A 16,800-nucleotide genomic window follows, 5' to 3' on the forward strand; every position below is an offset into this window, starting at 1 on the left:
CCTACCATCATTATTGAAGAACGGAATGACGATAGAGCTCAGCATTGTGCTGAGCTCTTTGTTTTTCGGCAGCGACAAGCTTCCATTCAATTGTGCCGTTATCGATTCGTTATGCGAATTCTAGTTCTGGATGGTTAAATGCTTCCTGACAAGCGGTAAGTACGTGGTCCACATCGCGAGAAGTCATATCTGCATTGATTGAAAATCGGATGATGTTTTTGTTCTTACCTGTTGCTGGGCGACAGAATACTGCACCAAACACATTACGTTCTTCAAGAAAGTCACGTACACGTTCCGTATTTCTCTCGCTACCGCACTCCAAAGCGACAATTTGAGATTCACTACGGATATTAAAGCCAATTTGTTTTAATCCTGTTCTTAGCTCTTTAGCTCGGTTGAACAGTAAGGTTCGTTTATCGTCAGCTCCCTTAATCACCTCAAGCGTTTTTTCTAAGCGAATCACTTCTTGCGGCAATACCGTCGAGCTAAAAATCGCTGGATACGCGACAAATGGGAGTGTCTTGGCTAGCTTTTCAGGACCAAGAATAGCCCCCGCACGGTATGCGAATGTCTTAGCCAAACTTACCGTAATGAAATCAACTTGATCGGTTAACCCCAACGCCTTTACAAGACCCGCGCCATTTGGACCGTGAGTTCCAAGTGAGTGGGATTCATCGACGACCAATGCACAATCAAATTCACGTGCCATTTCGTAGATGTCGTGAAGTGGGGCGATAGTACCAATCGTGCTATAAACTGAATCGACAACAATCACACCAGAGCCATGACGTTGGATCTGTTTACGCAAGTGGTTCATATTGTTGTGCATAAATGCATGCGCGTGTGCTCCCGCTGCTCGAATGCCTTCCCATAACGACATATGCGCAAAAAAGTCGATATAGACGGGCGTATTTGGTGGGCAAATCGTTTGCAACAACCCGATGTTTGCTGCCCATCCTGATTGTGAGATCAAGCAGCTTCCCATTCCCACGTAATCGGCGAGTTGGGTTTCAAATGCAGGCTTGGAAGTATCATCTTGCAGGAAGATTGCAGACATTACTACGTTGTCGTCATGCTCGGTAATTGCATCACGATGTGCCTTTTGAATCAGTTGGTTGTGGGATAACGATAAGTAGTCGTTGCTTTGCATGACCACCGCTCCGGATTGTGGTCGCTTACCCAAAACCAAGTGTTTCTGGTTCTCGTTTTGTTCGATCAAGTCTTGAATATAAAAGTCTAGGCGTTCCTCAACAAAAGAAGGAAGAGGTTTCGTTTTCAGTTTATCACTCATAATAATTTCTCTTAGTAATACGAAAAACGCCAGCGCTGACAGTTATATAGTTTTAACTGATATGAGAGATGTGTCATTGCCAATGTTGCATAAGTTTGCGTACGCTTGCAAACTCGGTATTTAAGGGTTGGGTGCGGTTTGGAATTCCTTACCTTTCGGGAGTCTAACTATGATGGAGCTTAGAAAATAACCGTTAAAATACATAGTAAATCACTATGAATTTGTTTGGTTTTTTCTACAAAAATTAACGAATAGATGTCAAATCACAACGCCATTTTGTGGCGTTTTAGAGTGGTTCGTTCCATTTAATGTGGTTAACGAGTCTGTGGATTTTCAAGCTGATAAAAAAGATATACCCACGTGACTTCGCGATGATGTCTTCAAGATGAGGATTTCAGAGTGTTGTCATGGATTTGAGAGCAAGTACAACCATCAAGTGGAGTATCAAGCTCTTTTCAGATTGTTATAAACCTGGAAAATAGGCGAAAAAAAGCGCGTATAAAACGCGCTTTAAAACAGTGATTGAATAGGAACTATCGTTTGTTTCGTAGGTAACGCTTACGACGTTCTTCTTTACGTTTTGCTTTCTCTTCTTCTTTACGAGCGGTTTCGATTTCTACTTCGATCAGCTCTTGAGTAATCATCTCTGGCAACTCAAGGGTGATTTGCCCTAAGGTGCCCTGACGAAGTTCGTGTAGAAGGATTTCAGATACCTTGTGTAGGTCAACACGGCCACCCGCACGAAGTGCTCCACGACGACGACCAATTTCTTCCATGATTTCGATATCAGACTCTGGAAGCTCTTCGATTTGATAACGCTCTTTAAGCTTCTCTGGGTAATGAGCAGCTAGGTATTCGACCGTGTAAAATGCCACTTCATCGTATTCCATTGCGGTATCTTTCACCGCACCTGTTGCTGCGAGTCGGAAACCACTGTGCGGGTTTTCAACTTTTGGCCACAAAATTCCTGGGGTATCTGAAAGTACGATGCCATTTTGTAGGTTAATACGCTGCTGACGACGAGTGACCGCTGGTTGGTTGCCTGTTACGGCAATCGTGCGACCTGCAAGAGTATTGATAATGGTCGATTTACCAACGTTTGGAATACCCATGATCATGGTACGAATGTTCTTACCAATTTCTTCACGGTGAGGCGCTAGCTTGCGGCAAAGCTCCATAATCTTATGTACTTCACTCGTCTCTGACGTAGTGATTGCCATTGCTTTTACGTTTTGCTCTTTCTCAAGGTGATCAATCCACACTTGAGTTAACTCCGGATCAGCAAGGTCGCGTTTATTCAGTACCTTTACTACTGGTTTATCACCGCGAATTTGGGAGATCATCGGGTTTTCACTACTGAAAGGAATACGAGCATCCAGTACTTCGATGATCACATCCACTTGCGGGATTGCTTCTTCGATTTCTTTACGCGCTTTGTGCATGTGGCCAGGAAACCACTGGATAGAGTTGTTAACCATCTGAAAAATCGCCTTATTGTTTCATGGTTATGCTGGTGGGTTAATCAATTTACCTACATCACTAACGAGGATGTTAAGGGGAGCGGGGTATGTTTCCCCACTCAATACCACTACAGCGAGTCATGTGAGGATCTTAACACTTTATTGGATGGGCGGAAATGTTAGAGCAAGCTGACATCGCGATATTTAAGGGCTTGAGCGTTGCTTTGGCTTTGGTTAGTTTCGAATCGAATATCAATGCCTCGGTAATGATGTGCCTTATCACGATAAAGAAAATGACATCTGGGTGATTCGAGCGTCAGACCAACAAGGTGCGTTATGAGGCATGTTTGTTTAATTCTCTGATCAGCTCTGCGCGTTCAGTCCTTGCTGCTAACATCATTTGCATGTTCACCAGAGGAGAGGGTGCTTTTCTGATGTATTGTGCGTAATCAACAGGAACGCCATCAACGATCAACTCTATGTGCAGGTGAGGTCCGGTTGTTCTGCCTGTGTTACCTGAGCGACCAATAGCTTGTCCTTTCGTTACGTGGTCACCTACGCGAACGTTGCTGCGTGATAAGTGCAAGTAGCGGGATATAGAGCCATTTGTGTGACGGATGTTTATATAGTTGCCTGCAAAACGATTGTAGCGTGATTTGATGACGACACCGTCTGCAATACTTTTTATCGGCGTTCCAATTGGGACTGCATAATCTGTCCCTAAATGAGGAACAATCAAACCGGTTACTGGATGTCTTCTCTTTAAATTAAAGCCGGAGCTAATTTTGTAAGCTTTCGCTAGTGGAAATGAATAATAAGGCTTTTGAATTAGCTTATTTCCATATTCATCGTAAGCATTGTCTTTACCATCATTAATAATGAAAAAGTCTCTTTTACTACCTGAGTAGTAAAAAGAACTAATGTATCTTTCATTATAACTATTGGTTTTGATTTTTACTGAAAATCGGTCGCCTTTCTGTGCTGAACCAATAATGTTGAACTCATCTTCGATTAACCTGAACAAAGATTTGATCTCATGCGGGGATAATCCGGAATTAATTAAAGAGGCAACAAAGGAGTAATCAATAATGCCTGTGGTGATCTTGGTGCGTTGAAAGTGTGCTTCATAAGTCTGCTCGATACTATTACTATTTATCTTATTGTAACTTTCTGTTTTTGCAGTTGATTTTGTGGGAGTGGTCTGAAGTTCTGGGGTGAGAAAGTAATGAGTCAAAGATACGCCAGCAATGATAACGAATGCAATAAGAACAAGGGGTAAAGCAATATGCTGAGTCTGCTGTCTTAATATTAAACTTGTCATTAAATCGAAATTATGCTCATAGGCGAAAAATTGAGGGGAGTATAATATTTAAAATAAAATCTTACACGCCGTTAAGGGCAATTCCTGTGTTTTTACTAATTAAATAACGATAGATGTGAAGTGGCGCTGCTAAAGAGATTGAAAACTGCCTATTTCCTTAGCGTTTATGTTTGATTTTATGGTTATTTTGTCACGTTGAGAAAATTCTAGACAATAATATAATCGCGGCAAAATATACTCTGCCAAATTACTATGATCACTAAAAATACGCTAAAACCAACGTTAGGTCTCATGGCTGCTTCACTATTATTGAGTGCATGTGGCGGTGGGGGTGGGGGTGACAGCACGCCGCCAGCTAGGAAGACAGGAAGTATCTCAGGAAACGTTTTTGACGCTCCCGTCAATGGTGCGAAGATCGAGGTGTTTGAATACAAGAACGGAAAAGTTGGCAGGTTGCTTGCCAACACGACTTCTAACGCCTTCGGTGATTACAAGCTTGAATTCGAATCTTCATCGATGCCTTTGTATGTAGTTGCGCAACAAGGAAGCTATACCGATCCGCTTACGAAAGAGATCGTGTCGTCAAGTGCAGGTAAGACTTTGCGCCTAGAAGGTGTCGTCAACTTTAGTGAAGGCAGCAACCAGACATTAATGCTGACGCCTTTAACTAATATTGTTTCTGGTTTGGCAAAGTACAAAATTGCAGAAGGGGCATCTGGGGCGGATGCTATTTCTAAAGCATTGAGTAGTATCAATGGTATGTATGGGTTCAATGTCAATGAAACCACACCGATTGACATAACTAAAGGCGGTCAGAGTAGCTTTGCTACACCCGGACATCAGTACGGTGCGTTGCTAACGGCTTATTCTTCTTACTCTTATGATTTGATAGAGAAATACGGTCAGTCTAAAGACAATATATATACCTCAATGCATCTTGCAGACATTCAATTCCGCGATGTTATTGCAGACGGTCTTTTAGATGGCTTAGAAATTAGTGAGTCTACAGGTGCCGTTACTCCACTTACGTTCGGTCAACAGAAAGTCACCAGTGACGTTTATACGCAAGATCTTTCGCAGCAAATTTTAATTGTGGTGAACGATCCCAAGCTCAATGTTTCTGGAACCGATGCTGATGATTACGTGGCGTTTAGCCAACAAGTCAATGATTTGGGGACTCATGGTCAGGCTGATGGCGTTATTCCGCCTCGCGACGAGACGGAAATTGACACAATTCCGCCAACTGTTACTCGCACAGATAGTGACGTTTTAGCTGGCACAGATAACGTCGATCTCAGAATCAACGACGATATTGGCGTTCAATCTATTTCTGCTTATGTTGAATACAAGCTAAACGGCATTTGGTCAGGAGAATTTAAATGTAGTGACCAGCAAACTTCCGGCAGTGAGTTCTGTTCGGTAGATGCTAGCGGTTTTGAAGTTGGTGTTCGTGAAACAAACATCAAAGTAAGCATTGATACCAATGCGATTGATGCTGTAGAGCGTGATTCGGATACTGGTCTTTCTAATGTATCGGATGCTCGTTTGGTCTTTTACACTGCAGACGTTTTAGGTAATGAACTTGTTCCTGGCAGTAACAAAGGTCACTACGTTAATTTTTATTGGGATAATGACGCGCCTGTTATTACGGTGAGTTCAGCGAGCGCGATCAACAAGCAGCTTCCCGAATATGTGTTAAAAGGGACTGTTAAAGAGGCATCTCAAGACATTAAATCGGTTAACGTCTCCTTCAAAAACGGTTTACCAGAAGATCTCAGTTGTACTCCGGTTATCACTGAGTCAGGCAGTGCTTGTGAATTCACAAGTAAACCATATTCGACAGAAGAATTCTTATCTACGACCACGTTTGATATTACGGCGAAGGACACTAAAGATAATGTCGGTAAGCTAACATTTACCGTCAGTCGCGATGACCAAGCTCCAGCTCAGATCGTTGCTTACCCTGAAGGGGCGTCGATGAACTACGTCAATGTAAACCTTGATGGGGAGCGATCGACATACGAGGGGGTTTACACACAAGATACTTATACTTCCGATAACGTGCAGTCGAGTCGTGACTACTTGAAGATCGACTACGTCTACGCAAGCTCAGGTTTGAAATCTCTTGATGGTGTCGACTTCGCAAACTTTAACGTTAACTTATTAAAAGAAAAGAAAATTCCTTATGTAAAGGTTCGAGTTTCCGATGTGAGTTCAGACACTGTCTTGGGAACGAGTGCTGACAAACTGAAGCTAGTGGTCAAGTACTATGTAAGCCCAAACAATGATGGTCAATATGCCTTCCAAGAGAGAACACAAACAGTAGCCTCAACAGAAGACGTTACCGCAAATATTCCTCACGAAACGATCATGGACAGCAACGGTCGAGTCAGCGAAGTTATCTATTATGTTCCTTTCGTAAGAGAAATCCTTGGTGAAGGCTTTAAGAACGTTTCTGAAAATGCGAGCCAAAAGCTGGAAATCCAAACCATCGATGAATCTGAAAACGTGAGTGCTGCGCAAGTCGTTTACTTCAGAAGCAGTTTTGACTTGCCGACAATGACTGTCGTGACGCCTTTTATTGGTGCGCGAGTGCAATTAGAAGGGTTGAACCCCAATGGCGAATTCACATCTTTAGCTAGTTGTACCACCATCCAGCAACCTGAAAGTGATCAGACAACCGCGCTTGACGTCGCGGTGTGTGAAACCACAACTGATGTGGTGAATTACGAATTCATGCGCGTACGTTTAATCGGTGTAGAAGGGATGGGTCCTCATTACTACCAATGGAAAGATGATGAGGGTAAAAAGGCAAGTGTAAACTTAAACAACGCCAATATAGGCGCATATTTTGAGCTTGATGGCTCAAACACTTATTACATCACTGAGCTTGCAACCTACCAAACGGGTTTGTTTGATTATCGTTGGAACCAAGTAGAAGCAGGAGATAAAACGTCAGAACGTGCATCGCAAATTCTTACTGATGTGAAATACGCTTTGTCGGGTACCAACAGTAACAACAGCTCATTCTTTGGCTTTGACCCGACCGTGACGGCTTATGCCACGAACGAGATGTTAGAGAAACCAATACCTAATGTTTTGACCAATGACTACTTACATCGATTCCTTGTTGAGGCCATCGATGGTTTGGCGCAAAACCTGCCGAGAAACAACTCTTCTGATTTTGCCTCTGCTATCTATGATGATCTTAGCTACGATGGTAAAGCAAATGGTCTTGGAGCTGGTGGTAACAAAATCAAACTAGATGATTATGAGTTCAGTTCTGACACTTACAGGAAAGACCTTGCTCAGTCGTATTACAACATCATGACGGGTAAGTATCAGATTCCTGATAATATTGCTCAGCTATATGCTGATGATATTTCACAGGCAAACCCAAAACTTGGCAGTGACAGTATTTTTGATAGTGAAGGTGGAAGTATTGATGTATATCCACCGGAGAAAACGTTGAAGATAGTAACTGGTCGCCAAACGATGGTTGGTAACAAACGTTATGTCGCGGGGGAAGTGGTTTCCCAAGTCGTTTTGGAAGACCCATCAGGTATTGTCGAAAAGGGCGATAATGCACCTAAATTCAAAAGTATGTGGTATGCGGGAAGCAATCCAAATACGGCTATTCCACTGGATCTAAACATAGAAGAGTCAGGCGAGAGTGGGAAGTTCAAAAAAGAGTACTTCTTTACGCTTAACTCAGAGTCATCAGACTTAAAGGATATTATTGAATTTGCACTGGAGATAAGTGCGTTTGATACCAAAGGCAATGGTTATTCTGAGTCCAACCCACATGTAGAACGCCTTTATGTAGATAACGATTATCCGAAGGCGAGTTATGAGCCTCCCAAAGACATCAATGATGAAGAAATCAAAGATGGTGTTTATCTAAGCGTTAAGAATAACATTCACGATCTGACTTTTATCTTAGATGATGTCGTTGGCGATAAGCTCGATAAGCGTAGTCTTTTACTTTACAAAAGTTCAGGCGAAAAATATCCAGTTTCGTATGAGCAGTTTTATAAGAATGAAACAAAACGATTTGTAGTACGACTATGCAGCCAGAAAGACTGTTCGGGTCAAGGAGTCACCATCAACCCAGGGGATGGTAACTGGTTCGCAGTCGCTAGCGCAGAAGATAACTTGGGCAATGTCGTATCTGATGCTGATAGCGGTGCGCCAAGGTTCCGCATCTACATCGATTCTGAAGCTCCAGTTGTTAATGATGCGAATATTGCTGAACGATTGGGTGGCAACAGTGTTTGGACACCGATCATTGATTGGGGCGAACTCAGTCAGGGAAGTAACGTAAAGATTGAGTTGAGCAAAGGTTCGGGTCAGACCCAGACATTAGAGGCGTGTGACCCTGTAGCAAGTAGTTGTGATGAACCGTACCTTATTGGCGAGCAGCCAGATATTAAAGTTCAGTTGGTTGCAAATGCCTTTAGTTATGATGCTACCAATGAATTCTACGTGACGGCGACAGATAAAGCGTATCCGAAAAATGAAAGTAGAAAAGGTACGTTTACCTTCAAAGTTGATAATGAAGGACCAACTATTTTACTTTCTACCCCTTGGGTTGAAGACGCTTTAACAAAGGAAAATGCAGTCGTTGGTCGTAATTTCAACGTGCTTTTTGATGGAGTGACAGATGATTCGAAAATCACGGAGGTCTCGTTATTCCAAGTTGGACAAGCAGATGCGCTGAAAACATTCAAACCCGCAGAACCAAGCCAAAAGTTTCCAATGCCACTTGTCGAGAGTGATACTGACAAAATTGATATGCCGGGTGAAGGGAACAGTGTCAGCCTTTACGTCAAAGCGAAAGATATTCATGGCTTTGAGAGTCAATCCAACACAAATAGCGTCATTTTTGACAATCAAGGTCCAGATTTTAACTTGGTTGGTCACGATGAAAGTAGCTATTACGTCAACGATTATGTGTTTGAGCTGAGAGCCGTTGACTTGGGCGCAAGCGGTAATGTTTCTGTTGAAGGTGTTGATAGAGAAAATCTAGAGTTCTGGATATTTGAGGATGCAGAGCCGCCTTTTGGTACGCAAGGTACGGACATAGTTAATGCCGAAACTCTAAAGGTTCCTTTAGGTGGTTTGAGTGATGGTGAGCATACTATTAGGATCAAAGGTCTTGATGTTCGTGGTAACTCTTCCCAAAAAGATTTCCGGTTTAATGTAAGTAACAAGGTTCCTCAACTGGATTTAAAAATTACTAACGTTGCGAACGGTGAAACAATAGATCGCGTCGTATATGACGAAGGTGACATAAAGCTGACGTTAAAAGTAACGGATGTGAGTGGTGTAAAGAACATTGTTTCTACTTATAAATACTCCGGTGAGAGCAAAGCTACGGACTTTCAATTCGATGAAGTTGTGGGTGAAGAGGGTACGTGGACTGCTACCTTGAAAGAGTCTGAGTTAAAAGCTGATGGTAACTATGAACTCAGTATTAGTGTTTACAACAATGTCCAACATAACAGCGACGATAATCCATTAGTCAGTAAGATAAACCACACGCTTAGTGTTCAGCGTAATGGTGTTGCTCTTGATGTATTAAAACCAACTCAAGACTTTCAAAACTATGTCTCTAATGGTGTGCTGGATGTCACATTCACAACGCTAAGTGAAGTTAAAGCGCAGCAAATTCAGTGCTGGGTTCGTCAAGAGTACGATGGTAATGAAGCCCCTGATGAGAACGAAAAGCCAACTTCTGGCAAGAAGAATATATCTCCAGGACAAGAACCTAGTTGTACCGTTGACTCTGAAAGTACCTCATTGTCACCGGCAATATTGATTGTTCAAACTAAGGGGACGAATGGCGCGGTAGCGGTTCAGAAATTTGACTTTAAAATGATGGACTCAGATTCCCCAGTAGTCACTCAACCAGCTACTGATACTTATCAATTCTCTGGTGGTGAAGTAACCCACAACCCTGGTGATGACACGAAGTTTCTAGCGTTCGAGCTTATGTTTAAAGATGAATTATCAGGAGTGAACATCACCAATGAAGACAACTACCCTAAAATAATTCGGAAAGCGGGAGCGATTCCTTTTAGCGCAGAAAGTTGTGTATTAAATGCGGATGGTCAGGTTGTGTGTCGCTACAAGGAAAAGTACTCCGACATTATCCAAAAGACCGCAGTTACACATGATTACAAAGTAACAAACATTAAAGACAATGCAGGTAATTTAGCCCTAGATCATGAGTTTGAATTTTTGTTACCGACTGAAGATCCAATCGTTGAAATTATCAGCCCAAGTGAAGGCAACGTTCTAAATGGTAAAACTCTTGATGTAGAGTTTAGAGTGAAACTGAGTAAAAATTCAGAACTAGAAAACGTAGAAGTCACCTTCGGTGACGAGTCCTACAATCTCAAAACGGATGATAACTTTGAAAAGTTCAAGCCTTGTGGTGTTGATGGAGAATATCGTTGTTCTATTTTCCATAGTGACCAATTAGAAAGCTCTCTAGAAAACAAAGCACTGACTGTAAATGTGACTGCCACAGATGTTTGGGATAACCGTGGAAGTGCAGCAGTTAAAGACATTCGATTCGATAACACTGCCCCAATTATTGGGGATGTGATCACGGTTTCAGAGCAACCAAACGATAAGGTTAGGTTCACTTTTGATGAGATGAGAGATGAAGTCAGTGGACTCGCTACGGTTAAATACACAGTGCGTGTGCTCAACTTTGAAGAAGAAAAAACGGAGAATGTGACCTATTTCGAGTTGCCTAAAGATCAGATCGCAGGTCGTGATGAAATCAGAGTTGAGGTTATCGCGACTGATGCTGTCGAAAACTTTGAGTCCGCAACAAAAACTGTTTATTTAAAAGCGCCAACAGTAACACTTGCTTTTGATGGCATTGCTGGCTTGCAAGGAAACAAGCTAGCATTTGTAGATGAGAATCAATCATTTACGATTACCTCTAAAGATAGTGAGCACGTCAAGGCTTCTAGCTACTCTGTAGATATGATTCCGAAGGTTGGGGATACGCTTAATTTCAAGGGAAATATAACGTCATCAACGGCGTCAGGCACTATGGTGTTTGATGCCGATGACCAGGCTGAGTACACGTACAAAGTCACTGTCATAGATTCCATAGGACGTTCGATTACAGACTTTGAGCTTTTCGATAAATCTTATGATGCCAAAGGTCTCGACTCTGTTGTTGACCATGAGATACCAGTTATCACGGGTGTTCGCGCTGATCAAGTTTCTATGACTCCGACAGGTGATAAATACAATTTGGATGTAACCGCTTATGTTTCAGATAAAAACTTAAGTTCAGTCACATCAACGGCTGATAATGGGGCAGGGGTAATTGTTGGTCCACAATCAATCACACAGCCTGCCAACGATAGCGACCCGTATGTAATGCACTACCTATTATCAAAAGGAGACTACACGATAAAAGTAGTGGCGTCGGACCTCGTCAACCATAAGGCTGAAGAAACGATAACGCCGACAGTGGAAGCTGCAAGTGTCCCTGAACTCACAATATCGAGCTCTGGGAGTGCTCCATTAGCTGGTGGTGTTGAAGTTCAGCTTACGTTTAAGTTTACGGAAGACGTCAAAAACTTTGAGTTCTCTGATGTAAAACTCGAAGCAAGTGATGGAAGTGATATTGGAGAGCTGAAGCTTCTATCTTGGAACAAAACTGATGACAAAACATGGACTGTCAACTACTTAACTCCAGAAAGGGCGGATAAAGATATAACCATACGGGTCGATGATGGTAGCTATGAGAGCGTCAATACTATCCCCGGAATTGGGGATAGTTTGCTTCTAGGGGTTGAAGGTGTGTTGCCAACACTGACTAAGGTAACGTTTGACCCGATACATCAGGAAATCGGCAAATCTGTCAACATCCAGCTTGAGTTCGACAAAGAGTTGCAAGAAGCGACTGCATCACTAGGAAGTAATAACGTTACATCACTAGCGGTGACCGCAAATAAGAAGGTGTGGACAGGCACAGTTGAGGTTCCGAATGTACCGGAAGCTAGCGTTGGTCTTGTTGTCAGTCAATATAAAGACTTAGTGGGTAATGTGGGCGAAAACAATGCCTCAAACGCATTGCCAATAACTCCAACCTTAACAGTTGAGAATATCCGTGATGTCAATTCAACTGACGCTGCGACAGTAGCAGTCAGTGGCGGTAGCACGCGCTTCGAGACCACCGACACATTAACCATCAAAGCGGTTGATACGGACGGTAAAGAAGTCACGAAAACCACCACTGCGAATGCTCTAGGTCAATGGAATACATCCTTGGATGTCACGAGTCTAAAAGATGGCAGTATTACAGTGACTGTTAATGGCACGAACGATTTGAAAGCCGTGGCGAAAGAGGTGTCTACAACGTTCACTTTGACGCAAACCAAACCAACGGTTGATGATAGCCAAACGACTATTTCACCGCAGTACGCTGCGGCGGGTGAGACCGTCACAGTGACAGCTACATTCGATAAAGAAGTGATGACTCCAACAGGTTCAACTCTAGGTACTGCGGCGATCAACTGGACGCCACAGGTTGGCACTTACACCCAATGGGTAGGCTCTGTCCAAGTGGCAGCAGTAGCCGATTCAGTGAAGAGCGTGTCGTTAACGCTTCAGGGTTTTGAGGATGCAACTGGCAATGCTGGTGAATCGTTCACTTCAAGCAAAGCGTTAGCTATGACACCAACTTTAACGGTTGAGAATATCGGTGATGTCAATTCAACTGGCGCTGCGACAGTAGCAGTCAGTGGCGGTAGCACGCGCTTCGTAACCACCGACACATTAACCATCAAAGCGGTTGATACGGACGGTAAAGAAGTCACGAAAACCACTACTGCGAATGCTCTAGGCCAATGGAATACGTCCTTGGATGTCACAAGTCTAAAAGATGGCACTATTACCGTGACTGTTAATGGCACGAACGATTTGAAAGCCGTGGCGAAAGAGATGTCTACAACGTTCACTTTGACGCAAACCAAACCAACGGTTGATGATAGCCAAACGACTATTTCACCGCAGTACGCTGCGGCGGGTGAGACTGTCACAGTGACAGCTACATTCGATAAAGAAGTGATGACTCCAACAGGTTCAACTCTAGGTACTGCGGCGATCAACTGGACGCCACAGGTTGGCACTCACACCCAATGGGTAGGCTCTGTCCAAGTGGCAGCAGTAGCCGATTCAGTGAAGAGCGTATCGTTAACACTTCAGGGTTTTGAGGATGCAACTGGCAATGCTGGTGAATCGTTCACATCGAGTAAGGCGTTAGCTATGACACCAACTTTAACGGTTGAGAATATCCGTGATGTCAATTCAACTGGCGCTGCGACAGTAGCAGTCAGTGGCGGTAGCACGCGCTTCGCGACCACCGACACATTAACCATCAAAGCGGTTGATATGGACGGTAAAGAAGTCACGAAAACCACTACTGCGAATGCTCTAGGTCAATGGAATACGTCCTTGGATGTCACAAGTCTAAAAGATGGCACTATTACCGTGACTGTTAATGGCACGAACGATTTGAAAGCCGTGGCGAAAGAGGTGTCTACAACGTTCACTTTGACGCAAACCAAACCAACGGTTGATGATAGCCAAACGACTATTTCACCGCAGTACGCTGCGGCGGGTGAGACCGTCACAGTGACAGCTACATTCGATAAAGAAGTGATGACTCCAACAGGTTCAACTCTAGGTACTGCGGCGATCAACTGGACGCCACAGGTTGGCACTCACACCCAATGGGTAGGCTCTGTCCAAGTGGCAGCAGTAGCCGATTCAGTGAAGAGCGTGTCGTTAACGCTGCAAGGCTTTGAGGATGCAACTGGCAATGCTGGTGAATCGTTCACATCAAGCAAAGCGTTAGCTATCACGCCAACTATTATGCTCAAAACCATCAATGATGTATCAGGTGCGACAACGGTAACCGTCAATGGTACCAGTACTCGTTTTGAGGTAGATGACACAATCGAAATCAAAGCTGTTGATAGTGCTGGCGTAGAAGTAACAGGGAATACACTTGTGCTTGTCGGCGGAGCATGGACGATCGATTTAGACCTTTCAACCCTAAAAGATGGTGTCATTACTGTCTCCGCAAAAGGCACTAACGCGTTATCTGCGACAGCTGATGAGGAGAGCACAACATTCAATTACGACAGTACGACGGCTCTTGTTATTCCAACGTCTTGGGATAAACATCATGGTGATATCCCCTTGCTCAATGCAGCCTAATTGAAAGCGAGCTCTTAGCTCGCTTTTTTTACCTAGATTTAAGTGATCTAAATCAAACGATTCGCTTTTTATAATAATTTAACCGGATGATTCAATGGTCTTTCTACAAGGTGAATTATCTAGAATACCTATAAGTATTTTGTTTTTAGATGGTGTTGGTGTGATTGTGGTGGTCAATTTAGATATGTAATGGTGAATATGCCACGTTGAGAATATGTCGCAATATTATATAGTTACGGCTGATTGCTATACCCCAAGTATAGAGTTCTGCAAACGATAGGGTACAACCTATCACTTGTGTAATCGTATTGAAGTGACACCAACCTAGCATCACGTCAAAACGGTTATGCGTTTTTGTGGGTGTGATAAGCACTCACCTTTTTATTCACGCTTTCTCAGTAGTAATTAACCAACGTATTGTTACTGGGGAAGCTGCTCCCTTTAGAGCCTTGGCTTGCCGCTATATTTTGGTCTATTGAAATTGTTAACTTCTGCCCAAAAACGAAAAAAAACCGATTTCTGAAAATATAACTTTTGAAAGGTTTGGGTGGTTATTGTGTCTTTATTGCTAGTGATAATTACCAATAAGCCTGTTTTTCTGTTGTTTTTAATGGTTTTAACCTTTTCGTCGTTTTCTCTATCTGATTGAATGTTATAAATTTAATTAGTAGCATTGAGCCACCAAATCGTACTTGTAAGCCTTATCAGCTTAAATGTCACCGCAACCATATTTACGATGTTGGTTGTGGAGAATCCAAATGCATTTAGTTTGCAAATTTATACCTAGCTCGAAGCTATCCTCCAACGAGCTATCTTATGTTCTTACGCCAGACGAGTGTATAGGGCAGCTTTCGCGTTTGCGAAATTCAGATGACATTCTTAGAAACCTCCCTAAAGAGTTTGCGCAAAAGATTTCTCTCTCTGCCAAGAAAACGACCAGCGGATTGTTAGCTGCGATCAGAATCGAATTGGGCAAAGGTAGCTGGGTTCCATTATCTTCCTTCGCTCGTAGGTCGCCATTAACGGATTCTCAGTTGCAAAGTTTCCCTAGGCTTAAAACACTCGTTGACTCTGTTTCTGCTTCGAATGAAAGCAAAGTTTTCAAAGCGGGTTATAAGCAGGTTACTGATGATGTAGCTCTAGTCCGCAGTTACACGCATGTACCTTCTGAGCCAAGCCCAGAACAAAAAATCGTTGTCGAATTTGCAGGGCAGTGGTCTAGCAATGCAGCATGTTTGATGTTGGGTAAAACCGAAGCTCAAAAAGAAAAAGTGACTGTAGGCAAGGCCGATACCGAGAATAAACACCGCAGCCTCGCGACGTTTAAAGATCTCGATGCTGAAGGCAAAACGCTTTATATCAAAATCCCTTGCTCCGACCAGCCTCAGCCAATCTTGCTTAAACTCGCCGAAGACCTTCAGCCCGTTGATAAAGAAACTCAGATGGATGAGTGGGATAACGTGTTGGTGCCTGTGTTACCTATGCTAGAAGGCACAAATGGACATGAGTTAGTTGCAGAAGGTTATTTCTATGTAATCTGGAATAACAAAGTTTGGCGAGAGGTTGAAGTTACACCAAAAGGCTACTTTGCTGATGTTGATTTAGAGTACTACAGAAATAATGATCCTGAATCTTCGATGAAAACGCGGCATGTCAATATTGATGGAGCAAACCTTGTACCAGACTATTATATTGGCGAAGAAGCATTTGAGATTTATCAATCCGGACAGAAAGTATATTCGGGACACCTAAGCCTTGATCAAGGTGCTAGGATATTCCGACTTGTAGATGATGAAGTAGATGTTGTTTTTCCAGAATTAGATATTGATCCTATCACTGTTAAAACGGTATTAAGCCCCTATAAAGCTGGTAAAGATGGTTTGCGTATTGCACAAGGTGTTCCTCTACCGCATATTTGGGTGCCATATAAAGTCGCGGGAGAGGCACAAGAATGCTATATCCATTATTCCGAGTTGGCTTTGACAAACACGGAACTGTCTGAGCTAGAGAGTGATCCTGCTTCAATTGCTAAGCCTCTTTCAGAGTTACAAATATACTCCTCATCTCAAAGCTTTGATAATGCGGGTGAGAATATTATTCCAGTTTCCGGTACCGCATCAACAGGGGTTGGCAGTGGAATCATCAACGAACATAAAGAAAGCAATATTGCGGGTCTTAAGTTGGCTCCAAGAGGCGCTTTGCCTTCTATACGTTACCTTCACGAGCCTTTGACAGATCAGCCGGACGATTTTTTTGGGCTTCGTAACATAGAACACGATTGGATTCACAAATCGTACTTTCGTTCAGCAATGAAAGACGACGATGGTTATATGACGCTGCGTTTTGCATTCCCGCCGGAGGAGGTCAAGAACGTCGATATTATTCGAGGTGTCCACTCGAGCCTCTCCACCGGTAGCCAACGTCTTGTCGTTGTAGAAGAAAATGTACCCATTTCAGAATTGCTAGGTTAA

The 16,800-nt window shown here is 43.1% G+C and carries 5 protein-coding genes; 2 read left to right on the plus strand and 3 right to left on the minus strand.

The features are described 5' to 3' along the window. Positions 1 to 109: 109 nt before the first annotated feature. The 3 genes from cqsA to ABMY42_RS02835 all read right to left on the minus strand — a co-directional run bounded on the left by cqsA (position 110) and on the right by ABMY42_RS02835 (position 4,072). On the minus strand, positions 110 to 1,291 hold the full coding sequence (gene cqsA, locus ABMY42_RS02825) for an alpha-hydroxyketone-type quorum-sensing autoinducer synthase (RefSeq protein ID WP_349265934.1): 1,182 nt from the start codon (positions 1,289 to 1,291) through the stop codon (positions 110 to 112). Positions 1,292 to 1,824: 533 nt separating this feature from the next. After that, positions 1,825 to 2,769 (minus strand): ribosome biogenesis GTPase YlqF, encoded by a 945-nt coding sequence (gene ylqF, locus ABMY42_RS02830; protein WP_005447133.1) that lies wholly within the window; start codon positions 2,767 to 2,769, stop codon positions 1,825 to 1,827. 316 nt (positions 2,770 to 3,085) lie between these two features. Further along, complete coding sequence (locus ABMY42_RS02835; protein ID WP_069688168.1) at positions 3,086 to 4,072, minus strand: peptidoglycan DD-metalloendopeptidase family protein; 987 nt, start codon at positions 4,070 to 4,072, stop codon at positions 3,086 to 3,088. Between the two features lie 291 nt (positions 4,073 to 4,363). Between ABMY42_RS02835 and ABMY42_RS02840 the strand changes: the two genes are divergently transcribed. Next, positions 4,364 to 14,329: a tandem large repeat gene (locus ABMY42_RS02840; protein WP_349265935.1), complete on the plus strand. Its 9,966-nt coding sequence runs from the start codon at positions 4,364 to 4,366 to the stop codon at positions 14,327 to 14,329. 758 nt (positions 14,330 to 15,087) lie between these two features. Then, a complete protein-coding gene (locus tag ABMY42_RS02845) occupies positions 15,088 to 16,800 on the plus strand; it encodes a hypothetical protein (RefSeq protein ID WP_349265936.1) in 1,713 nt (570 codons plus the stop codon).

It is taken from the genome of Vibrio sp. SSH13-20 (assembly GCF_040104475.1).
Taxonomy (GTDB): domain Bacteria; phylum Pseudomonadota; class Gammaproteobacteria; order Enterobacterales; family Vibrionaceae; genus Vibrio; species Vibrio harveyi.